21 protein-coding genes and 5 pseudogenes are annotated in these 20,956 nt (G+C 45.7%); 15 read left to right on the top strand and 11 right to left on the bottom strand.

Annotation, left to right across the window (positions count from 1 at the left end; genetic code table 11):
* Positions 1-29 precede the first annotated feature (29 nt).
* Positions 30-170 carry a hypothetical protein gene (locus tag IO95_RS25840; protein WP_023492054.1) on the top strand — a complete coding sequence of 47 codons (141 nt, stop codon included), beginning with the start codon at positions 30-32 and terminating at the stop codon, positions 168-170.
* Here IO95_RS25840 and IO95_RS19890 read toward each other — a convergent pair.
* Both IO95_RS19890 and IO95_RS19885 read right to left on the bottom strand, forming a co-directional pair.
* Positions 153-599 carry a DUF1198 family protein gene (locus tag IO95_RS19890; RefSeq protein WP_023492056.1) on the bottom strand — a complete coding sequence of 149 codons (447 nt, stop codon included), beginning with the start codon at positions 597-599 and terminating at the stop codon, positions 153-155. The genes IO95_RS25840 and IO95_RS19890 overlap by 18 nt on opposite strands.
* Positions 600-638: 39 nt before the next feature.
* Positions 639-977 (bottom strand): MbeD/MobD family mobilization/exclusion protein, encoded by a 339-nt coding sequence (locus tag IO95_RS19885; RefSeq protein ID WP_023492057.1) that lies wholly within the window; start codon positions 975-977, stop codon positions 639-641.
* A gap of 233 nt (positions 978-1,210) precedes the next feature.
* Between IO95_RS19885 and smrA the strand changes: the two genes are divergently transcribed.
* Positions 1,211-1,783, top strand: a complete 573-nt coding sequence (smrA, locus tag IO95_RS19875) for a DNA endonuclease SmrA (protein ID WP_023492058.1) — start codon at positions 1,211-1,213, stop codon at positions 1,781-1,783.
* A 351-nt stretch (positions 1,784-2,134) separates the two neighbouring features.
* Here the strand turns inward: smrA and IO95_RS19870 are convergent, their stop codons facing one another.
* Both IO95_RS19870 and IO95_RS26185 read right to left on the bottom strand, forming a co-directional pair.
* Positions 2,135-3,238 (bottom strand): protein NO VEIN domain-containing protein, encoded by a 1,104-nt coding sequence (locus IO95_RS19870; RefSeq protein ID WP_037386832.1) that lies wholly within the window; start codon positions 3,236-3,238, stop codon positions 2,135-2,137.
* 27 nt (positions 3,239-3,265) lie between these two features.
* Positions 3,266-3,603, bottom strand: a pseudogene (locus tag IO95_RS26185) (integrase); the annotation flags it as partial.
* 181 nt (positions 3,604-3,784) lie between these two features.
* Here IO95_RS26185 and IO95_RS25380 point away from each other — a divergent pair.
* A pseudogene (locus IO95_RS25380) lies at positions 3,785-3,865 on the top strand (DNA endonuclease SmrA); the annotation flags it as partial.
* Positions 3,866-3,917: 52 nt separating this feature from the next.
* Here IO95_RS25380 and IO95_RS19865 read toward each other — a convergent pair.
* Complete coding sequence (locus tag IO95_RS19865; RefSeq protein WP_023491915.1) at positions 3,918-4,331, bottom strand: DoxX family protein; 414 nt, start codon at positions 4,329-4,331, stop codon at positions 3,918-3,920.
* A 634-nt stretch (positions 4,332-4,965) separates the two neighbouring features.
* On the opposite strand from IO95_RS19865, the gene IO95_RS19860 reads away from it, so the two are divergent.
* From IO95_RS19860 to IO95_RS19850, 3 genes are all read left to right on the top strand, one after another.
* Positions 4,966-8,181: a molybdopterin cofactor-binding domain-containing protein gene (locus IO95_RS19860; protein ID WP_023491914.1), complete on the top strand. Its 3,216-nt coding sequence runs from the start codon at positions 4,966-4,968 to the stop codon at positions 8,179-8,181.
* A gap of 98 nt (positions 8,182-8,279) precedes the next feature.
* The gene (locus IO95_RS19855; RefSeq protein ID WP_023491913.1) at positions 8,280-8,738 is read left to right on the top strand and encodes a (2Fe-2S)-binding protein; all 459 of its coding nucleotides are present in this window, start codon (positions 8,280-8,282) and stop codon (positions 8,736-8,738) included.
* Positions 8,739-8,926: 188 nt separating this feature from the next.
* A complete protein-coding gene (locus tag IO95_RS19850; RefSeq protein ID WP_023491912.1) occupies positions 8,927-9,406 on the top strand; it encodes a GNAT family N-acetyltransferase in 480 nt (159 codons plus the stop codon).
* Positions 9,407-9,587: 181 nt separating this feature from the next.
* Here the strand turns inward: IO95_RS19850 and IO95_RS19845 are convergent, their stop codons facing one another.
* The 4 genes from IO95_RS19845 to IO95_RS19840 form a co-directional block, all read right to left on the bottom strand.
* Entirely contained in the window at positions 9,588-10,112 is a 525-nt protein-coding gene (locus tag IO95_RS19845) for a cytochrome b (RefSeq protein ID WP_023491910.1), read from the bottom strand.
* 219 nt (positions 10,113-10,331) lie between these two features.
* Positions 10,332-10,502, bottom strand: coding sequence for a hypothetical protein (locus IO95_RS25695; protein ID WP_023491909.1), 171 nt, complete (start codon positions 10,500-10,502; stop codon positions 10,332-10,334).
* Between the two features lie 118 nt (positions 10,503-10,620).
* The gene (locus IO95_RS24425; protein WP_255351367.1) at positions 10,621-10,896 is read right to left on the bottom strand and encodes an N-acetyltransferase; all 276 of its coding nucleotides are present in this window, start codon (positions 10,894-10,896) and stop codon (positions 10,621-10,623) included.
* Positions 10,896-11,162 (bottom strand): DUF1778 domain-containing protein, encoded by a 267-nt coding sequence (locus IO95_RS19840; protein WP_023491908.1) that lies wholly within the window; start codon positions 11,160-11,162, stop codon positions 10,896-10,898. Before IO95_RS19840 ends, IO95_RS24425 begins: the two co-directional genes overlap by 1 nt.
* 197 nt (positions 11,163-11,359) lie before the next feature.
* Between IO95_RS19840 and IO95_RS23670 the strand changes: the two genes are divergently transcribed.
* Together IO95_RS23670 and IO95_RS19830 are read left to right on the top strand one after the other, a co-directional pair.
* Positions 11,360-11,551 (top strand): hypothetical protein, encoded by a 192-nt coding sequence (locus IO95_RS23670; RefSeq protein WP_023491907.1) that lies wholly within the window; start codon positions 11,360-11,362, stop codon positions 11,549-11,551.
* Between the two features lie 617 nt (positions 11,552-12,168).
* Positions 12,169-12,963, top strand: coding sequence for a competence protein CoiA (locus IO95_RS19830; RefSeq protein ID WP_037386826.1), 795 nt, complete (start codon positions 12,169-12,171; stop codon positions 12,961-12,963).
* Between the two features lie 256 nt (positions 12,964-13,219).
* Here the strand turns inward: IO95_RS19830 and IO95_RS23665 are convergent.
* Positions 13,220-13,444 (bottom strand): annotated as a pseudogene (locus tag IO95_RS23665) (capsid portal protein); the annotation flags it as partial.
* A gap of 43 nt (positions 13,445-13,487) precedes the next feature.
* On the opposite strand from IO95_RS23665, the pseudogene IO95_RS19820 reads away from it, so the two are divergent.
* The 5 genes and pseudogenes from IO95_RS19820 (at position 13,488) to IO95_RS19800 (ending at position 17,233) form a co-directional block, all read left to right on the top strand.
* Positions 13,488-13,867, top strand: a pseudogene (locus IO95_RS19820) (phage virion morphogenesis protein).
* Positions 13,868-14,542: 675 nt separating this feature from the next.
* Positions 14,543-15,220 carry a toll/interleukin-1 receptor domain-containing protein gene (locus tag IO95_RS26540; RefSeq protein WP_023492825.1) on the top strand — a complete coding sequence of 226 codons (678 nt, stop codon included), beginning with the start codon at positions 14,543-14,545 and terminating at the stop codon, positions 15,218-15,220.
* Positions 15,221-15,409: 189 nt separating this feature from the next.
* On the top strand, positions 15,410-16,612 hold the full coding sequence (locus IO95_RS19810) for a hypothetical protein (RefSeq protein WP_023492826.1): 1,203 nt from the start codon (positions 15,410-15,412) through the stop codon (positions 16,610-16,612).
* A 165-nt stretch (positions 16,613-16,777) separates the two neighbouring features.
* A pseudogene (locus IO95_RS26175) lies at positions 16,778-16,897 on the top strand (hypothetical protein); the annotation flags it as partial.
* Between the two features lie 84 nt (positions 16,898-16,981).
* Positions 16,982-17,233, top strand: coding sequence for a hypothetical protein (locus tag IO95_RS19800; protein WP_037386848.1), 252 nt, complete (start codon positions 16,982-16,984; stop codon positions 17,231-17,233).
* 1 nt (position 17,234) lies between these two features.
* On the opposite strand, the gene IO95_RS24875 is transcribed toward IO95_RS19800, so the two are convergent.
* A protein-coding gene (locus tag IO95_RS24875) for an IS3 family transposase (protein WP_369794388.1) occupies positions 17,235-18,748 on the bottom strand; the annotation gives its coding sequence in 2 pieces (ribosomal slippage) (positions 17,235-18,298 and positions 18,298-18,748; 1,515 coding nt in all).
* Between the two features lie 148 nt (positions 18,749-18,896).
* Here IO95_RS24875 and tnpB point away from each other — a divergent pair.
* On the top strand, positions 18,897-19,265 hold the full coding sequence (tnpB, locus tag IO95_RS19785) for an IS66 family insertion sequence element accessory protein TnpB (protein WP_037385264.1): 369 nt from the start codon (positions 18,897-18,899) through the stop codon (positions 19,263-19,265).
* Between the two features lie 45 nt (positions 19,266-19,310).
* Positions 19,311-20,927, top strand: a complete 1,617-nt coding sequence (locus IO95_RS19780; protein WP_037386844.1) for an IS66 family transposase — start codon at positions 19,311-19,313, stop codon at positions 20,925-20,927.
* Positions 20,928-20,956 lie beyond the last annotated feature (29 nt).

Below are 20,956 nucleotides of genomic sequence, written 5' to 3'. Positions count from 1 at the left end.
TACCGGGTGTTTTTTTGAGGTAAACCATCATGCTTAATCGCTACCTGTTTGAAGAGATCTTCAGTGCTGTAGCCTTATGTGGTCTGGTGGTTGGTGGCTTGGGCATTGTTTCTGCCAGGTTCTTTTCTTTGAACATGCTGTTAGCGTGGATTTTATTCGCTAGCAATTGATATCCGGTTATAGCGCTCGTTATAGGCGCGGCGAAACTGAGCCAATTCGAACGCATCCAGATCCAGTTCTGCAAAGTAAAACAGTGCCGCTTCAGTGTGCTCGGCATACAACACCGCTGGCAGCCCGGCACGTAACAGTGTTTCTCGCCAGAGATCAATCTGTTGGTCATCCGCCTGTTTGATAAACGTCAGGTAGATAAACAACAGATACGCCGCTTGATGCATCTCTTCGGTATAGCCATTATTCAACATCCGGATAAAGGCCTGGCTGTTGCGGCTACCCATTTCCTGCATCATTGATTCAATCAGCATCGGTTTTACCTTCAGGAAACGTGCCAATGAAGCGATGGCCTTGCGGGTATCGGAAGTCAAAACAAGATAACCAATGATAAATGTGGCGCACAGGGCGGCGATGATGATCCAGATCATTGATGGTGTATTACCTTTTTGCTGCGCCAGAGAATGACGTCAGTGTTGTTCACTATTGAAATTGTCTGCAGATGGTTGTTGATGATTCACCTGGCAATTGAAGTTGGCAGCATCTTGTGCCAGTGCCTCCAAATGGACACTTAATATTTTGATCTGCTTGATCAGAACATGTTGCTCCGGCACTGAATTAGCGGTACTCAGTTTGCGTACTAGCTGTTCGTTTTGCATACGCAAGATGATTTCACGCTGCTTGGCTTCTTCTAACTGCTGTTGCAAAGCCTGATAGCTGTGTTGCCATTCACGGTGCTGCTTTTCGAAGCTGGCTTGCAACTCGTTCATTGCATGGTGAAAATGGAGTTCCAGCTCACGCATAGTCATAGATTCGATCCTTTGCGGCACTCAATAATGGGCGATAGTATAACTAAAACCGCTCATAAGCTCACTTGTTGCTGCGTATTACTGATTTGCAACCTTGCGACAGCACTTTACAATGGGTTTGACTGGCCCCAAACAGTCGCTTCCCTGTGCGCCTATCTGGTTTTTTTGCAGGGTTTGAGCCGTGTGGGAGCCATTAAAGGATACCGTCAGGCCATCTTTTTGAGTGATGTGAAATGAACGACGATGACCAAGGTTTTTTTACGCAAGCCATGGCTGATGTGACCCCGCTACCCAAGGGGCAACAAACGCTCTACCTTAAGCCACAGGACGTGGTGGATAAACTTGCGCGCCGTGAAGCGCAGGCGTTGCAACAGGAAAACTTTCTCAGTACCGGATTCCTGGAGATCATTCCGTGTGATACCCCATTGGAATATAAAGGCGAAGGCATTCAGCAAGGCGTCTTGGACAAGTTGCGCACTGGGCGCTATCCCCCACAGGCCAGCCTCAATTTACTGCGTCAGCCAGTAGAAAATTGCCGTCAGGCACTATTCCGTTTTATGGCTCGGGCAGAGCAAGATAGCCTGCGTTCGCTGTTGATTGTCCATGGTCATGGACGGACAGATCAAAGCCACCCGAATATCATCCGCAGTTATGTGGCCAAATGGCTGGGGCAGTTTGAACAGGTACAGGCTTTTTGCCGGGCGCTACCACGGGATGGCGGTGAGGGAGCTTGCTATGTCACGCTACGCAAATCGCTGACAGCTAAAATAGATAACTTTGAACGCCATGCAAAACGTAGCCGTTGATATCTTTAGGTAATAAAAGGATCGATGGTGCTTTTAATTTCTTTATCGGCCTGAATTTTTCAGTAATGAAAATTGCCGAACTAAAGATTATTTTCCCGACAGTAAGCAGTTCGGGAAAGCCTACTTTCCTTATAGATATCAATATGTTGAATTTTTCATTGTTACTGTGTTGCATGGTGTGTTCTCGGCAGATTATTCAATGTCGAGAATAATGAAATGGATTATTAGACTCAGCAAGGTGAGACTACAGGATGTTTACCAAGTATGGGGATATTAAAGTAGTATTCTCCCCTATGGATAGGATGGAAAAGGGCCTGAGAGGCCCTTTGTTAATTAAATTTACAAAAATTATTACTTATGCTTTAATTTAAACTTTATTGGAACCAGTTCAAATTCATTGGATAGCTGATTAAAATTTAGTTCTCGTATGCTATTAACAGTGTTTTTTGATGTAAATGTAACGAATTTAAATGTTGATGAAGGTTCATTTTCTTGAAAGAATTTAACTTGTCGAGATGATAGGTAAATATTACTTTCGTCTAGGACGCGACTCGATTTTACCTCAATAAAATGTTCTATTTTTTCATTATTAATAATTCTAATGGTCTTTATATCATATGGGGACTGTGGATCGGACTGAGATATCCACTCAATATCGCTGACAGGGATTTTATGTTTAATGGCATAATTAACTTCCTCTTCATATACAATCTTTTCTCCTAGAAAACCAATTTCTCTATCTGGAACACTATCGTCATTTGGTAATGATTTTTTTATGTTTAGTGATGTTTTCTTTGAAAATAGTCCATATCTTTTTTGTATGGACTCTAATACTATAATTTCACGCTGTATGATGATTTCCTCAGATATGCTTGCGCTAGGCAGGCGTTTCTTGGCTTCTTCAAGCGCAGCGGTAATGATGTTAGTAGCATGCTTTTCATTTATATATCTTAGTCCATAACCCCATCGTGAATATTTTGGTGTAAAAATACCATCTTTATAATCATATTTAATGGTTGGGGTGATTAATGTTGTTAATTCGCTTGGGGATTCTGCACAATAATGGAATGGCTCTGCTCCTTCTATTGATTCTATATCATTGCGTAGAATTGATTCCTTTCCAATAGTTTTAAATCTTGTTGCCGCATGAATGCCGATTATGCTAGATGGCATTTCTTTATCATCTTTATAAGTAAAGGAAAAGAATACAAATTCGTCATCTGTATATTTACTACTGGGGATGCATGTCGGTGGCAAATAAATTTTAGTGTTTTCATATTCACGGATAGAAAAATTTAGGCACTCATGAAATCCCGCGCCGCCGATACCTTCATCGTGAAATAAGTCTAAATATTCTTGATACTCTTCAGGTGTTGGTACCTTAGAATATTTTAGATATGGCATGAGTGATTTTCTATGGTCGTAATGAATTTTTATAGCTACGAATTTAGTCATTCTTGACTCCATATGTTTTGCATGCTTTCAATGCTTAATCAAAGCAGTAAAGTACATTGTCTTGTCATCCATCAACGCAACGCATTTAGGCCACAACATCCCACGTTGATATGCAGCTTCACCCTTATATGCCAAGCGGTGAGTTAACACATGGTTAATAACCTCATGCGGGTAGTTGGTTGTTTCACCAGTCCAATCACGGAATGTCGATTTGAACTAATGCTGCGTTAAGTTACTATGTCCCATTCGTTTAAAAACTACCAGCAGCAACTTATGCCTAATATAGAAAAGCATACCAGTGGAGGGTTGGGAAGGCATAGCTGTCGTTTTTAAAGCGTCAACAAGGCAACAGCAGCATTAGTCAGTGAAGATGATTCTATGTGAGTATTTTGCGAAGAGCAGAACAATAAAAAGTAAACCTAAGTATACAAAAAAAACATGAAAACAATAAGTTAATACACATTAAGCTCGTTTTAACGAGCTTTTTAACGCAAGGTAAAACCAAATATGTATCGTAACTAATTGTCTATCTCAAATAGGGAATAGGGGGCTTGCTATGTCACGCTACGCAAATCGCTGACGGCGAAAATAGATAACTTTGAACGCCATGCTAAACGTAGCCGTTGATATCTTTAGGTAATAAATGGCGGCGTAGCGTTACGCCGCCATCAGGGAAAAGTTACTGTTTACGAAATTTATAGTCCAGAGAGAAACGCCCGGCTCCAGTAACCGACAGCAGCAGTAGCCCGGCGACAATACTGATGTTTTTAAAGAAATTAATCTCATTCCCGAGCATTTCTAACCCACTCATCCGCCAGAATGGGTGACCAATCAAAGCTGTACCCAATACGTAGATGGCATAAATGATGGCCAAGGGACGGGTGTAGAACCCCACGACAATGGCGATACCGAAAACAAATTCAACCAGTATGGATATCAATGCTGCCAGATAGGGCAGCGGTGTGCCATAACCTTCCATCGCGCTAACGGTGGCCCCAAAGTTGGTTAATTTCATCCAACCGAAAACAAGAAACAGCATCATCAACAGAATTCTTGACAGCAGAATGGTGCTGTCTTTTAAAGTTTCGTTCATGGTGAACCCCTTAATCACGATGAATGGGCGTTACTATTTAAAGATTAGAACAAATTTAAATAACGTCTATACGCAAAATAATTCGAGTTGCCTGTAGGCGACAACTAAGGGAATCCCCGGGAGCATAGCTAACTATGTGACTGGGGTGAACGAAGGCAGTCAACACCCAAGCAACTTGAAGTATGAAGAGTATATCTACATCCTTTAAGTTGTGTAATTCCATCGCGCACTCAACTTGCGGTTTGCTGGGGTTATCGCTGTCATTGCGGATTAATGACCGGCTGCTTTGCTGTCTACACCGCTCAGATTGTGCCGATTATCAATCTGTTGATAGTGTTGATTGTTGTTTGATTTATCACTTTGATTCCTTTGTTAAAACAATGATTATCATCCTGATACGCCGCCTATTATCAATTTGAGATAGGCGCGAGTTTTAACGTGATAAAACCCTGAGTTTATTTGGGGGTATTCATCAAAAAAATTAATTATTTAGCTAAAATATGTGAATGGTATCACAAGGATGTTACGCCGAAGGGCCTGCGCTATTTGTTGGCATATCTCTTGGATCTTTTTCCAAATGTATTGGCGAACGTGAGGGTGTTCGCCTCTGATAAAAATAATGAAGGAGAATGCAATGGGTGCTTCAGGTTCAACGCCTGTACGGCGAGTGGATGGACTGGCGAAAGTCACAGGTACTGCTGTTTACGGTAATGACATGACGTTACCGGGTATGTTGTACGGTGTTTGCCGTTATGCAGATATTCCCGCAGGTAAAGTTGAGGAGATTGATCTCAGCGAAGCACTGAAAATTGATGGTGTGGTCAAAATTGCCACTTATAAGGATATCCCCGGTGAACCTGTAGTTGGCATCATGGTTAAAGATTACCTGCCGATCATCAAAGATGAAGTGGTTTTCCACGGGGATGTGATAGCGGTGGTGGCGGCGAAAACCTATGAAGCCGCCTGTGCTGCAGCAGATAAAATCCGGGTGCGTTATACCCCCTACACCCCAGTGACCGATGTTGAACAGGCGCTGAAGAAAGATGCCCGCTTGGTCCACCCAGAGCGGGAAAACAATATTGCCGCCCATCATCATACGGTGAAAGGGGATATTGATGCTGGCTTTGCCCGCGCCAAGCATATTATTGAACGTGAGTATGAAGTGGGTTTTCAGGAGCATGCTTACATTGAACCGGAAGTGGTGCTGACCTGGTTGGACCCGACGGAACGCCATTTAGTGATTTCAGGATCGATCCAAAACCCGCACCGGGTACGCAGTTTTGTGGCGCGCTTTATGGGGTGCCCACAAAGCCACATCAATATTAAGCGCGCGGTGATGGGCGGTTCGTTTGGCGGCAAGGATGACATTATCGATCACCTCTCTTGCCGTTCGGCGCTACTGACCACGCTGACCGGTCGCCCAGTCAAATTCACCTACACGCGTGAACAGTCCATTCTGGAAAGCTGCAAGCGTCACCCTTATAAGATGAAGTACAAAGTCGGCTTGGATGATGCCGGCCATATTCTGGCAATGAAAGTCGATGTGCTGGCCGACAGTGGTGGCTATGCCGCCTCCACGCCGTTTGTGACTTGGCGTAGCTCGGTACAAGCCGCTGGCCCCTATAACATTCCCAATGTGCGTATCGATGTTACCGGGGTTTATACCAACAACAGTTACACCTCTGCGATGCGCGGGTTTGGTTCACCGCAAGTGGTTTATGCCAATGAATCACTGATGGATGAGATTGCTGCCCAGTTAAATATGTCACCGGTGGAGATCCGCCGGATTAATGCGTTGCGTCAGGGCGACACTTCAATTACCGGCCAGGTGTTTGACCAGCATACAGTCTCGGCGCTGGAGGTTCTGGATAAAGCGGTGACGGCCACCGAGTTTGAAGCCAAACGCCAACATTATGAACAACTGAATCAGCGTGGTGGTGTGCACCGTTATGGCATCGGCCTGGCGCTCAGCTACCGTGGTTGCTCCATCGGTGCGGAAGGGGTGGATACCTCAACGGCACTGGTTCAGGTGAACGAAGATGGCAGCGTGAATATCGCCACTTCCGTGTCGGAAAATGGGCAGGGGCTACAGACCGCCATGTCACTGATTGCCGCAGGAGCCTTTGGTATTCCATTAGCTGAAATCCGTTTTAGTGAACCGCCTACATCGGTGATTGGTGACGGTGGTTCAACAGCGGCGACGCGCGGAACCCTGGTGGGTGGTGGAGCGATTCTTGATGCGGCAGAGAAGATCAAACAACGTATTCTGAGCGTGGTTGCTGAAACGGTGGGTAGCCCAAACCTGGCTGATACCTTGTGGCAGGATGGCTGGATTATCAACCGATTCAATGAACAAAAACGTATCGATTTCAAAACAGCGGTGAACAAGACCAAGTGGGCGAGTGTCAGCCTGACGGAGTATGGTTGGTTTGTGCCGCCCCCCATCCATTGGGACGAAGAGAAAGGATGCGGTAGCCCCTATTTTACCTGGGTATATGGTTGCCAGGTCGCCGAAACCCGCACCAACACCAGCACCGGGAAAACCGAGCTGTTACATGTTACGGCAGTACATGATGTCGGCCATGTAATTAACCCTGTCGGCTTTGAAGGGCAGGTGAGTGGTGGTGTGGCACAGGGCTTCGGCTATGCCCTGCTGGAGGACTTCAACATTGAAGGTGGGGAAGTTAAATCGGAGAACTTCGACAGCTACTTGCTGCCGACCATCAAAGATATTCCACCTATCACGGTGATCGGTGTGGAGAACCCAGATGCCGCAGGGCCACTCGGTGCCAAAGGTATTGGTGAGCCAGCAACGGAACTGGCGGCAGCGGCGATTAATAACGCAGTCAGCTCGGCGTTGGGCACGCGTTTTAACAAACTGCCTCTGACACTGGAGCAGGTCATTTTGGGTTATAACCTGAAAAAACCAGCCCGACAGAGTGAGTTGATGATTGAACCATCCAGCAGGAAACAGGTGTTGCGCCTGACCGACGTCACGGTGACCCGCCCGCAAACGCTGGAACAGGCGTTGGAGCTGTTGAAGACCGAGGGCGTCAGTGCCATTGCTGGTGGTACTGATGTTATCGTTCAGGCTCGTCTGCAAACCAAGCCGATAAACTTAATCGATATTTCCCACCTGCCAGAGTTGACGCAGATAACCGAGCACAGCGCGACCGGGGAGCTATTTATCGGTGGTGCGGTGACATTTAACCGTATTGTTGAGCACCCAGTGATTCGTGAACGTTATCCGTTATTGGCGCAGGCGTGCCGCACGGTGGGTTCCAACCAGATCCGTAACCGGGCAACCATTGGCGGCAATATGGTCAATGCGGCCCCCTGTGGGGATTCGCTCCCGCCAGCGATTATTTACGATGCTGTTATTGAACTGCGATCTCGTCAGGCGATGCGGCGGATGTCTTTAAGCGAATTTTTACTGTCAGGATACAAAACTCAGCGCCAGCCGGATGAACTGTTGACGCAAGTGATTCTGCCGCCGTTGGCCAGACCCGCTGCCTTGAGTTTTTATCATCAACTGGGGCGACGTAATGCACTGAACATCACGCGTCAGAGCCTGACGTGCCTGGTGGACTGTGATGCCAATGGCGTGATTGATTATTGCCGGTTGGTTGACGGCGCCTTGTTCAGCAAGCCTCAGCGCCTAATAGACATTGAAGCCTGCCTGACTGGCAAGAAGCTGTCTGACGATGTCATCAACAGCGCGAGCCAGATCCTGGACAAATTGATCTACGCGGCAATCGGTAAACGCTGGTCTGCAGCATACAAACAGCCGGTATTCGTCAATATGTTCCGCGATATGATGGCGGATGTGCAGCGGCAACTTGGCAAGTAAGTGGGCTCACCCGTATTACTGGGTAACTATCTGGACAGGCGTGTCGTTGGCCATAAAGTATCAAGATGCCCTACACGCCATACCGTGGAAGAGAGATTATGAGTACGATAAAAGTTAAGGTAAACGGTGAGTTAGTTGAAGCGCAGGTGACAGGTAATATGCGTTTGTTGGACATGCTGCGCGATAAACTTCAGCTTACGGCGACGAAGGAAGGATGCGCCATTGGCGAATGTGGCGCATGTACAGTGATGATGAATGGCAATGCGGTCTGTTCGTGCCTGGTTTTAGCACAGCAGTGCGAAGATGCCGAAATCACCACCCTGGAAGGGTTGGCAGACAACCCCATCACCCAGGAGCTGCAACATGCGTTTGTTGAGCGTGGTGGTGTACAGTGCGGGTTTTGCACCCCAGGCGTGCTGGTGAGTACCACTGCACTGTTGGCGAAACATCCGGACCCCAGTGAGGAGCAGTTGATGGATGCGCTGGAAGGGAACATTTGCCGCTGCACTGGCTACCAGCCAATATTGGATTCCATCCACTATGCGTTAAAACGGTAGAATTAAGCCGATTATTATCAACCAAGTGGAACACCAGGCCGACAAATTGTCGGCCTTTTTTATGTGCGTGCCATTCAAGCTGTTTGCGCATCGGTTTTACCGGGGGCTTATCGGTATTCCGCCCTGCAACATAACGAAACTTAGGTATATATTGTCCGGTACTATTTACTGGTAACAGGAAGTTTGTAATGACAGTTGAAATTCGCCGGGCGGAAAGAGGTGATGCCAAGTTGATTCTGGATATGATCATTGAGCTGGCAGTGTATGAAAAGGCGCGAGATGAAGTGCGCACGTCACAAAGTGAGATTGAAGAAAGCCTGTTTGGCGAACATGCCAGTGCTGAAGCCCTTATTTGCAGTGTGGATGGCAAACCCGCGGGTTACGCGGTGTTTTTTATGAGTTATTCCACCTGGCTGGGTAAAAGCGGTATTTACCTGGAAGACTTGTACATTGCCCCTCAGTTCCGTGGGGCGGGCAGTGGTAAAGCGCTGTTACGCCATATTGCGCAGCTTGCTTGTGAACGCGGTTGTGGGCGCTTGGAGTGGAGCGTGTTGGACTGGAACCAGCCAGCAATTGATTTTTATCTCAGCATTGGTGCTGCATCACAAGATGAATGGGTCCGTTACCGCATGGAAGGAAAAGTACTGGAGCAATTTGCGCGGTCTTGATCAGTGGACTGTTGCTATACTCAAGTTCAATGAAGTTGCAGGTAGGCGGCAACTGAGCGAAGCCCCAGGAGCTTGGCCGACCAAGTGACTGGGGTGAGTAAAGGCAGCCAACACCGCTGCAGCCTCATTGGCGACGAGTATAGATTAATTCCGGTACCTTGGTGGATACCGGAGTGATCAATTATTTACCCGGCATCATACGGCGCAGCGTATTGTCACCACGGAAATAATGATGGTAAAGCGCTGCCAGAGCATGAATACCAATAATGAAATAACCGGTATTTGCCAACACTTCGTGGATTTCTTTAAGGAAGTGGCCTGTTTGCGGATCTGGTGAGACCAACTCCGGTACTTGCCAGCCCAATAGAATGAAATTTTTGCCACCATAAACCACGCTGAGCATGCCCAACAATGGCAAAACTAAAAACAACAGATAAAGTAGCCAGTGGAAAAGTGCCGCACCGCGTGCTTGCATGGGTTCCAATGGCGGCGTGATGGGTGGGGCTTTGTGGAGATGCCGTAAACCAAGGCGGATAAACATCAGCACAAAAACTGAAATACCAAAGTTATAGTGCAACTGCTTTACTAGCGCAACATACTCATCAGGCACCGAATCTTTCAACAACATGGCGCTGTAGGTCAAAATCACCATCACTAACGTTAGCCAGTGAAAAAGGATTTGTGACTTGGCGTAACGATCATCCATAAGCTCTCCCAATATATAAACGATGTAATTTTTTTAATGTACAGATTGAATTGATATTGAAAACAATAAAAAAACGGAGTCCAGAAATGCCAAAAGCAGAGGGGGACTAGGTTCGCCGTACTCAAGGATAGATGATGAGATGACAGGGCGCAATACAGCCCCTGCCTAAATCCATTGGTTTAGTAGGGAAAAGACAACAGCAATAGGATGCTGGCTGTTTCACTGGTGCCTTTCTCCCCCGTAGATACAGGCGACATACCAAAAACCCGAGTAACTGTCGCAATCTTTGTTACAGGTATGACTGGCTCCCATAGAGACACAGGCAAAGGTGGGGGCGGTAATGGTAAACAGCAGGATTGCAGCACCATACTTGATAATTTTTGGCATCATCAATTCTCCTCTCTCTGTTGTAAGTCGCTGAGCTAGTTTAAACAGCACTAGGAAGTTATGTTAAATTTCCTAATAGTTGTCAACTAAATCGCATTATTCGCTGATAGAAACTTTATTTTTACCGGCTGGCTGGGGCAGAGCTGGCGGTGGAAATGAGGTTAAAAGAGTCGAGGTCTTTCAATAGGGTGCGAGTTAGTGGCAGGTAGAGGGAGTCGGTTTTGTGGTTGAAGCGGGTAAAGCCATATTTTAAGTAGAATGATTCGGCTTGTTGATCTTTCGCGTCAACATAAATGGCCCAGATACCGGTGGTAGAACGTGCAACGTTAAGAATGGCGTCAACGAGCAGTGAGCCGCCAAGCCCTTTGCCTGAGTATTGCTGATCAACGGCTAAAATTATTTCCCCAACTCCTTACGACTTGCCATGGCGCGAAGCAAGCTTGGTGGGGTTGCGGATTCCTGCAACAAAGAATCTGCAAACTGTTGCTGATCTTCAATAGCCAGCTTCAATAGTGTGGTTTCTTCAATTGCCCGTTTGGCTGCTTCTTGTGTGGCAGTAATGATAAAGTCAGTTATTGTGCGCCCTTGAAGCTCTGCCGCACGCTTGATCAAGGTGTGCAGTTCGGTAGAAATACGGGCTTCCAATCTTGCTGTTGTTGCCATCATTCCTCCTGACATCCATTCCGGCAAATTTCCGTACGGAAAATATAGCGGATTTACAGATGCCGTAAAGTCATTTGCAATTTGGATGGCTTATCGTTGTACTGAGGTAAGGGCATGTACAAATTTTATGCTGATAGTTTTCAATGGTTAGTTGGATCTGATAAAAAAGAATCTGTTTCTACTGAGGGAGCGCGACCATGACGTTTGATGAAAGGAAAGAACGGGCATTGGCACTGATGGCAGAGAAAATTGATACGGAATCTCGCCATATCACGCAAGCTGATGACAATATATTTACTGATCTAGGTTTTTCAGAAGAAGTAGCTGTAGCTTTATTAGCGCAATCTAATGAGGATATCTCGCAGGTAATTGAAATAAAAAACAATTAATGGCTGAAATCCGTCTATGGATGAAAGATAAAGGGTATAAGCAGGCAGATGCGGCACAAATTTTACATGTTTCTTGCCAGAGGATATCAGGTGTCGTCAGGCTGAAAATTTACTTTATATTCAATTTCTTGGCTTGATTTTTAATATGATTACAGCCTGTAAGCTGCCATCTCGGCAGCAGATCCTAGTCTGATTTTATTTCAATAGTCCACACTGGCTATCAGGTCGGTTTTTTTGCATCTTTTTCTGGCTTGCCACTCGCCTGATGAGTGAATGTCTATGCTGCATGAAAATGCACCACGCTTTTTGCTACTCAGGCCAGCTACGGCGTGAGAAACCGCCTGTCATGCAGATGCATGAAAACCACTCCATAAACCGGGCAGGCGTGGCGGGGCTATGAGTGCGCGCCAGGGGGAAACATGATATTAATTTGGTCTGATTTCGATGTTGGCTGCTTCAATCTGTGAAAGTTAAGGAGAATAGTGGTAAGAAAGAAGCGCCTTCCCATAGTGCGACTGTGGCGCGCAGAATCAATGATAACTATCAAGCTATTATTATTGACGAGTTCATGCTCAAGAAGTATTAAGGGTACTGTGTTCATTTTTCAGGATGCTGACATGTTGACTGGTATGCGGAGTGCAACGAACGGAAAGGTTTTTGCGAAAAATTGTGAAAAAAAAGATGGACCCTTCTTTTGTATTGGCTGCCAAAAGGAATTGGTTCTCAAAAAGGGAATGATTAAGGTTCACCACTTCGCCCATAAGCCCCCGTCCTCCTGCACCAGAGGTCAGGGAGAGACGGAAAAGCATCGAGAATGCAAAGAATCTATTTATAATATGTTGCTTACCATGTCGAATGTTAGAGATGTTGACATAGAACATGATCTAGGTGGTGCGGTTGCTGATGTATATGCTGTGATAAATAATATTCCAGTGGCTATTGAAGTACAGCATAGCTCTCTTACCGTGAACGAAATAACTAGGCGGACCGAACAGTATAATAAATTAGAAGTGTGTGTTCTTTGGCTATCACTATTCGATGAGCGCCTATTAAAGGACCGTTTTAGTCCGTCTGCATGGGAAAAATGGTGCCATGCAGCATATTACGGCAGAGTATATTATTGGGTTTCTGGATTGGATATTATCCCGTATCATTTTTCTGAATATAAATTATACGTCCCAGAGAAAACATGGCATGTATCGTGCGGAGATGAAAGAAGTGCGGGTGGATATCACAAAGATTCAAAGCGTTATAGAAAACCTTTGGCAGGTCAAAGTGTAAATATAGCGAGAGATTTTACACATAAAATAAAATCCGAGTGGAAAGCTAAGAAAATTCATATTCCGGAATGTCGAATCTACTTGGACGTTCAGTCGGCATGGTGGGAGAAGACTGCATTTACAAATAAATAGCCGTAATTTAGATGCGAATTAACAGAGAAATGTGATGGTTTTTTCAAGAAGCATATTAATATGTATATTTTTAAAAATAAATTACTCAACTAATTAATGTTATTATGGGTATGAAGTGTTAAATGGCATTTTTAGTTGGCAATTGCCCTAGGTGTAACTCAAATAAAATAACATTTGATGTTTGTGGGGTTAATTTCTATGGCGACTATGAGGGGCCACCGGGAAATGCGCCACGTTTATATGAAACATATTGTGTTTTTTTGCCATTGGGGGAGTACATAAACAGGTTACGGAAGTTGCCCGGCCCTTTGACGCTTTTCATTGCTTGGCGGATGTTGTTCACATCCTCCTGATTTTGCGCGGCGTCGGTCATGTACATGATAAAGCCCGCACGGCTGCCGTTGATGTAATACTTGCGGCGAAACAAGGTGGCCAACTCGTTCAGCAGGGTGGTGATGCCATATTGCACAAACCAATAGGTAACCGTATTACTGGCGAACCTTGAATTGGCAGCCCGCCAACGTATGATGCACCAACTGGCACAACAACTCCGCCAGGTCCAGCAAAGCAACATCCGCCTACAACGCTACCCCGATGGCAGTGCCTACTAGGCAAGAAAAGCCACAGCACGCAGCAAACAAGGGCGTATCAAGCGTCAGATGTTGCCTGGCTACGCCCCACCAAATATTTTAAAACCACCGCCAGCGCCAACTCCGCCAGTGTGCAATTTGTCGGCCAGGTACAGCGCATCGCCCGAGTTCACCACTACGGCCTACGGGACCTCGTTAGTCGCAAAGGCCCAAAGGTAAAGTATGCCGAGCGTAGGTTGTTGGGGGTGAATGGGGAGGCTGAGGTAACTACTCAAGGGATTTTGTTGGATTGGCTGAATTCCGGCTTGTCATAGACGATCACTGTTCTCAGCATCAAGCGGATTAGCTTTGAGCAGTGTTAATCTGTTAATACCGTTATTGGTATGTTTGGCTGTCGTGGTTAGTTTTTGTCGAAAGTAATTCGACCATTCCCACACCCTACCTAATAATCCACCAATAAAGAACAATAGTACCTAAAAAATAGATCAATATATCGTTTTCTTCTAACGTTTAATAAAGCGGCAAATAGTCATAATTTTATTGCATTTTGAATAGTTATTGACAATTTATAGAACCAGCCCCAGTGCGGCTTTTGAGCAATCCTTAACATTCCACACCCAGGTTATCCACATAACCGGCCTTTGTTGTTCACTTGCAAATTTCACATCATCACACTATCTTGTTGTTGTCTTGAATTATTGACACTATATATGGTTGTTCTTTATTTCATGGACAAAAGAAAGCCGAATGCACTGTGTACAGTGAATTCGGCTGATTGAGAAGCAGCGTTGCTTAGAGTGTATAAATTCTAAGCTTAGCATCAACCTCTACTTTCTTACCCTAGACAGTTGGATTGTAGACGGTATTGATGGACGTTGCAAAACTTATTGATTCCCTATGGGATAAAATTTTATGGAGATTTCTCATAAAAAACATAGGGATTCATAAAAAATCAATGAGCTACATGAAGACTAAAAAGAGGTATTACAATGGCAATATGCACCGCTCCAGTTCGTGGACATCACTCAGCAGCCGCAGCCGCAGCCTGTCCAGCATGTCGTAATCGTAGTAGCTACCGCTATGATAGTTATAGTTCACCTTATTCTTTTCCGAGAAGTAGTGGTGGAGGCTCTAGCTCTAGCAACAGTTCAAGGCCTCGCTGGACGAAGTCGGGTTCATCTGTGTCGTATACATCTACCCAAGTGCAATCACTTGAGCCAATTAGGCAGACGGTTGAGAAACGAGTAGTGGAGCAACCAGACCTTCGTGACGTATTCCTTTGCCATGCATGGGATGATCGGCAGGGGGTAGCTAAAGAGCTGCACGACTTACTTGAGGCAGTTGGTGTCAAAGTATGGTTTAGCGAGAAGGATCTTGCTCTGGGAGTTCCTATGATGCGTGCTATCGACAAGGGTTTAGCAAATTCGCGAATAGGGTTGGTATTGGTAACCCCAGCTTTGTTGAATCGTATTCCCAAAGAAGGCGTTGCTGATAAAGAACTCTCGGCACTTCTAGCGGGTAACCAGCTTGTTCCTATTGTGCATAACACGACGTATGAAGCTCTCCGTAATGTCAGCCCTTTACTTGCCTCACGAAGCGGTCTGGATACTGGCGAAGATACGTTAGCAGTTGTCGCAACAAAAATTGCTGAGCTGGTTACTATTTAGGATTAGTAGGTAAGGCCTGCTGTAGCAGGCCTTTTTTCTTAACGTTTACTTATTGCTATAGCTATATGAGCTCTTTCCGATGGCGAAATTTGCGTTAAAAACGAATTCAAGTGTACAACGTGGGATGAAGATTACTTAGAAAATCCAATAAAATAAAATATTTAATCACATTGCTGACAAGGAAAAATAATGGAACGAAACACACGTGGTCTAGATGATTTGGTTTCGATTAACAAGGATGTTGTTGCATGGTTTGAACAACACCTTCCTGAACCATTTGATGTTAAGAAACTATTCGAAAAGTTTGATGATAAAAGTACTACAACAGACGAAGAAATATATTATTCATATTTTTTGTATTGTTGGAATTATTTGATAAAAATTTATTTTAAGCAGGAATATAATCTAGAGTTGAAATGTACGCAAAAATTATTAGCGGAAGATAAATTAATTTTAAACTATGACTTATTAAAACTAAAGCCTAGCGCCTTTCTTTTTTACATTGTTCTTGCTACACAAGAAGCTATAATTAATTATCCGGGTGTAACTGTCCGAGGTGATGCAGTAGAATATATAAATTTTGTTGGTGAAATTCAACATATGATGACTAGAATAGATTCTATTTCCTATAAGTGGAAATCAGATATGACTATTTCCATTATTCCGTCTATCATATATAATAATAAAATAAAGGTTTGTTTAAATGAAGTAGAATCAAAATTATCTAATTTTAAAGAACAAATGAATAGTGTTACAACTAGCAATGAATGGGTAGGGATAAATAAATTTTTAAATGATGCTGGGGAGCTTGAAGGTAAAATAAAAAATCAAAGTGATTTAATTGAACAAATTGAAGGTTATGATAAGAAAATAAATAAATTAAAAACTGATTATAATTTTGTTAATCTATCAAATTCATTTCATAACATAAGAAATATAAAGCATAATGAGCTAAGGAGTGTCAATAGATTTTTTTATTTCGGAATGTTTCTTTTGCTGATAATACCTGCTTGTTTGTTATATTTTAACCTTAATACTGATTTGGATAAATTTAAAGATTGGAATAAATTAATTTACATCCTACCTATTGTAACAATAGAAATAATGCTTCTCTATTTTCTCCGCTTGTTTTATACGCAAAAAAAATCAATCATGGCTCAATTGTTGCAAATTGATTTTAGATTGAGTATCTGTGAATTTGTAAGTGGTTATATTGAAGATAAGAAAAAAAATAGCGAGGAAATTAGTACTTGGAATGCTTTTGAATCACTGGTTTTTAGCCCAATACAAATACGAGAAGATAAAATACCTTCAGTTTTAGATGGTGCGGATTCAATTGTTGAACTTATAAGTAAGGTGCTTAAATTGAAAAGTGAAACATCTAAACCGTGAAGTGGTGAGATTATTATTATAAATATATAATTATAAAGCAGATGAAGTATACGCGTTAGCTTAAAAGCGGCGCGTAACCAACTCAACCTAAAAATAACCCTTGTACCAAACACCTCACAACGTAACACAGTGCCGCTTTCTCTTGCGGGGTGGCACTCTTTCCCCATGAACGCACAACTTACCGAAATTATGCGCCTAATCACCAACCTGCTCCGCGTCGGCATTGTCACGAAGGTGGGCCGGGAAAACAGGCTATGCCGGGTGAAGGTGGGTGAACTTGAAACGTATGCGCCCTTAAATCAGCATCTGTTTTTTAACCACTGGCTGCGCAACACTGCCTCTGCATTTATTTAATACAGAGGTGCCATCATGAAGTCTCAACAGCGTGCCGACTATTGGCGTGAACAAATTACTCTCTGGCAGGCATCCGGCCTTTCTGGTCAGATTTTTTGCCAGCAACATCAACTCACTTACCACCAGTTTGTTTACTGGCGGCAAAAATATCGCATGCCCGAAGATCCCCTTTCACCCGGGTTTGCCAAAGTCACCGCCACGGTACCGGTCAATTCTGCCGAGCTGACACTCTCGGTAAGTGTCAAGGTAGTTGTCGTCCTGAGTTAATTTATGCGGCCTGTTTTTCCCGCTCTGGGTTGAGCGTGACGCTATCCTGCCGTTGCCAGTTTCGCGTTTGCCCTGACCAACGTTTGGGGTTCGCGGCTCTCGCAGCTTGATACACCTTGTCTCGTTGGGCCAACAACACCTTGTCCTCACCTGTATGCCGCTGTAATGGCGTCACATAGCCTATACCACTGTGCCGGTGCTCTTCGTTATACCAACCGGTAAACTTATCCACCCAGACTCGTGCTTCTTCCAGCGTTTTAAAGCCTGATGAGGGCCAATTCGGTACATATTTCAACGTGCGGAACAACGACTCCACATACGCATTATCATTGCTTACACGCGGTCGGCTGTGCGAAGGCGAGATATTCAGCTCTGTCAACTTGACCTGTAGTGTCTGTGACTTCATCGCTGCACCATTATCTGCATGCAGCACCAGTGGCTGGCGATAACAGTGCTCCCGCAGAACCGTGCGTTGTATCAGTATGGCTGCCAACTCACCACTTTCGATTTCATGCACTTCAGCACCGGTGATTTTACGGCTGAACACATCCTCCACCAGGTACAGATAATACCAGCGACCGCGTACCACTGAAGGAAGCCAGGTAATGTCCCAAGTCCATACCTGGCAGGGCCCGGTGGCCGTAAACGTGGTGGGCGCTTTTACCCGGCTTGGCTTGAGACGACGGCCTCGGTGATGAACTTCCCCGTGACGCCGCAGAACCCGGTAAAAGGTCGATTCACTGGCCAGATAAATTCCCTTATCCGCCAGCCGTGGCACGATTTGTGACGGCGGCAGACTGGCATATGCCGGTTGATGGCAAACAACCCGTATCTGCTGCTCTTCTTCCACACTCAGGCGATTGGCTGGCACCGGGCGAACCACTATTGTCCTTTGGTCTTCCGGTGATTTTTGCCACCGTTGCCAGGTACGTACACTGAGCTCAACTTCGCGGCAGGCCACCGCACGCCGTGCACCGGCAGCGACGGCCTCATTTATCCAGGCGATAAACTGCTGCCGTTCCTCGCTGGATGTCAGTCGTCCTCGTCCGTTTCCCCGTAGTAGTCCCTGAGCTTTTTTCTTAACACCAGGATCGCTGCCGCCTCCGCCAGAGCCTTTTCTTTACGGAGCAGTTCCTTTTTCAACTGCTTGTTTTCTTTCTGGCTTTGCTTGAGGGCGGCTTTATCATCAAGGGAAGGCACTTGTAAAAAGGCCTGTTTCCATTGCGCTATCTGTGCGGGGTAAAGCCCCTTTTTACGGCAGTATTCTGCGATTTCCGCTTCACTTAATGTTGCCGTTTCCACGATAACCGCCAGCCGCGCTTCTGCAGGCCACTGTTCACTGTTTTTCTCTGCACCGGGCACCGGTTTCCCCTCTGTTTTAGCCTGATTACGCCAATTGTAGAGAGTAGCTTCCGATATCCCTTCCATCTGTGCAACTGCCGCGACGGTCATATTGTAAGGGGGTAGCAATTTTGCCAACACGCTGACTTTACGTTCTGAAGAAATACGTTTCACTTGTCACTCCATCGCCCTCTGGATCTATGTTTAGAAGGGGGTGACAACTATGCTGACACTGAGGGCTCTCATTGCCCAATGGGCTGGTGATCACTGGCCTCAATGACAGCAATGTCACTTTGCTGGGCGCTATTCTCAGGCAACTCTGATGCGTAACCATCACTTACGCCCCGCGCTGGCGATGCCGCACATTTATCTTTATCGCGCCCCCATCGATTTTCGTAAGCAGGTGAATGGTCTGGCGGCACTGATTGAACAGGAACTGGGCCATAATCCCTTTACCGGGGCACTGTATGCCTTTACCAACCGTCAGCGCAATAAAATCAAATGTCTGATGTGGGAGGATAATGGCTTTGTTCTCTATTATAAGGCACTGGCCGAGGAGAAGTTTAAGTGGCCCAGCCTGGCTGATGACCTGTTGCCGCTGACCGGTGAACAGATTAATTGGCTGCTGGATGGTTACGATATCCGTCTGCTCAATGGACATAAAAAACTGCATTATGACAGGGTAAATTAAGCCGTGAACGTGCATTATCCGGCTGTTTTTGTTATTATTTCCCTCATGAAAAAGCCTGCTCCCCCATCAAGCAAACAACCTGACAACCGCAGTTTATCTGCGGTTGAGTTGGTGGTGGAATTACGTCAACAGCTTCAGTCTAAAGATGAAGTCATCCAATCAAAAGATGACGCTATCCAGCATCTGGAACGTTATGTCGCGTTGCTGGAAGAACAACTCCGGCTCAAAAGAGCCCAACAGTTTGCTGCCAGCAGCGAGCGCAACGCCGACCAGATTTCTCTGTTCGATGAAGCAGAACTGGAAGTGGCGATTGAGGCTTTATCAGCACAACTGCCCGAGGAAGAGGCCACGCCGTCCTCGCCGAAAAAGACCACCCGGCAGCGAGGTTTTTCCGATAACTTACTGCGTGAGCGGGTGGAGTTGTGCCTGTCCGACGAAGAAAAAGCCGGGGCCAGTCGCACTTTCTTCAGCAAGGTCAAAGAAGAGTTGGCCTATATTCCCGCCCAAATGAAAGTTATCGAATACTGGCAGGAAAAAGCGGTATTTGAGCGCGATGGTAACGAGGTTATCGTCGCGGCTCAGCGCCCGGTTCATCCGCTGGGTAAGTGTTTTGCCACCGTCTCGTTGTTGGCCTATATCATCGTGGCCAAGTATGCCGATGGCTTGCCGCTGTACCGCCTGGAAAGTATCGTGGCCCGCAGTGGCCACTCGGTAGCCCGCACCAATATGGCTCACTGGATCATCCGACTAGCCGAGGTATTTCAACCGCTGCTTAACTTAATGCGTGAAGTGCAAAACAGCAGTCGCTATCTGCAAATGGATGAAACACGCATTCAAGTGCTGAAAGAAGACGGTAAAACGGCCCAATCGGACAAATGGATGTGGGTGGTACGTGGGGGACCACCGGATAAACCGTCGGTCTTGTTTGATTATGACCCGAGTCGTGCGGGGAGCGTTCCCGTGCGTCTGTTGCAGGACTTTACGGGTATTTTGCAAACCGATGGTTATGCCGGCTATGCCGAGGTATGTCGTGAAAACCAACTGGTGCGTATTGGTTGTTGGGATCATGCTCGGCGCAAATATGTTGAAGCGGGCAAGGCGGTACCCAAAGGGAAAAAAACATCAAACACTGCGCCCACCAAGGCCGATGTGGCATTAGGGTACATTGGCAAACTGTACGGGATAGAACGCGCCATTCAGGGGCTTGCCGAACAGGATAAGTATCAGGCTCGCCAGCAACACAGCGTGCCTTTGCTTGCCACCTTCAAAGTGTGGCTGGAGAAAAATGTTGGTTCAGTGATGAAAGGCTCACTGACACGCCGGGCGATGGAGTACACGCTCAACCATTGGGCATCGCTGATCGGCTACTGCGAACACGGTTATCTGAATATCAGCAATGTGTTGGCGGAGAATGCGATACGCCCGTTTGCGGTGGGCAGAAAAGCGTGGTTGTTTGCCGACAGTTCTCAAGGGGCCCGAGCCAGTGCCTGCTGTTATTCCCTGATTGAAACAGCGAAAGCCAACAATCTGGAGCCAGCGGCCTATATCCAACATGTGCTGGAACGCATTGGTGAAGCCGATACGGTGGAAAAGATAGAAGCACTGTTACCGTGGAATGTTGACCTGGCTCCTTTTTCAAAAAATGTGCCGCAATATGAATAGGACAAATACGTCGATTTAACGGCGGTTAC

Source organism: Serratia sp. DD3 (genome assembly GCF_000496755.2).
This window is presented reverse-complemented; position numbering and strand designations above follow the sequence as displayed.

Excerpts from the sequence above, each read along its gene's own strand:
- IO95_RS19845 (WP_023491910.1), bottom strand. The coding sequence starts at position 10,112 with ATGGATGATCGTTACGCCAAGTCACAAATCCTTTTTCACTGGCTAACG.
- tnpB (WP_037385264.1), top strand. The coding sequence starts at position 18,897 with ATGCGTAACCATCACTTACGCCCCGCGCTGGCGATGCCGCACATTTAT.
- IO95_RS19830 (WP_037386826.1), top strand. The coding sequence starts at position 12,169 with ATGTTGACTGGTATGCGGAGTGCAACGAACGGAAAGGTTTTTGCGAAA.
- IO95_RS26540 (WP_023492825.1), top strand. The coding sequence starts at position 14,543 with ATGGCAATATGCACCGCTCCAGTTCGTGGACATCACTCAGCAGCCGCA.
- IO95_RS19890 (WP_023492056.1), bottom strand. The coding sequence starts at position 599 with ATGATCTGGATCATCATCGCCGCCCTGTGCGCCACATTTATCATTGGT.
- IO95_RS19855 (WP_023491913.1), top strand. The coding sequence starts at position 8,280 with ATGAGTACGATAAAAGTTAAGGTAAACGGTGAGTTAGTTGAAGCGCAG.
- IO95_RS25695 (WP_023491909.1), bottom strand. The coding sequence starts at position 10,502 with ATGATGCCAAAAATTATCAAGTATGGTGCTGCAATCCTGCTGTTTACC.
- IO95_RS19840 (WP_023491908.1), bottom strand. The coding sequence starts at position 11,162 with ATGGCAACAACAGCAAGATTGGAAGCCCGTATTTCTACCGAACTGCAC.
- IO95_RS19780 (WP_037386844.1), top strand. The coding sequence starts at position 19,311 with ATGAAAAAGCCTGCTCCCCCATCAAGCAAACAACCTGACAACCGCAGT.
- IO95_RS19810 (WP_023492826.1), top strand. The coding sequence starts at position 15,410 with ATGGAACGAAACACACGTGGTCTAGATGATTTGGTTTCGATTAACAAG.
- smrA (WP_023492058.1), top strand. The coding sequence starts at position 1,211 with ATGAACGACGATGACCAAGGTTTTTTTACGCAAGCCATGGCTGATGTG.
- IO95_RS19865 (WP_023491915.1), bottom strand. The coding sequence starts at position 4,331 with ATGAACGAAACTTTAAAAGACAGCACCATTCTGCTGTCAAGAATTCTG.
- IO95_RS25840 (WP_023492054.1), top strand. The coding sequence starts at position 30 with ATGCTTAATCGCTACCTGTTTGAAGAGATCTTCAGTGCTGTAGCCTTA.
- IO95_RS19800 (WP_037386848.1), top strand. The coding sequence starts at position 16,982 with ATGAAGTCTCAACAGCGTGCCGACTATTGGCGTGAACAAATTACTCTC.
- IO95_RS19870 (WP_037386832.1), bottom strand. The coding sequence starts at position 3,238 with ATGACTAAATTCGTAGCTATAAAAATTCATTACGACCATAGAAAATCA.
- IO95_RS23670 (WP_023491907.1), top strand. The coding sequence starts at position 11,360 with ATGACGTTTGATGAAAGGAAAGAACGGGCATTGGCACTGATGGCAGAG.
- IO95_RS19885 (WP_023492057.1), bottom strand. The coding sequence starts at position 977 with ATGACTATGCGTGAGCTGGAACTCCATTTTCACCATGCAATGAACGAG.
- IO95_RS19860 (WP_023491914.1), top strand. The coding sequence starts at position 4,966 with ATGGGTGCTTCAGGTTCAACGCCTGTACGGCGAGTGGATGGACTGGCG.
- IO95_RS19850 (WP_023491912.1), top strand. The coding sequence starts at position 8,927 with ATGACAGTTGAAATTCGCCGGGCGGAAAGAGGTGATGCCAAGTTGATT.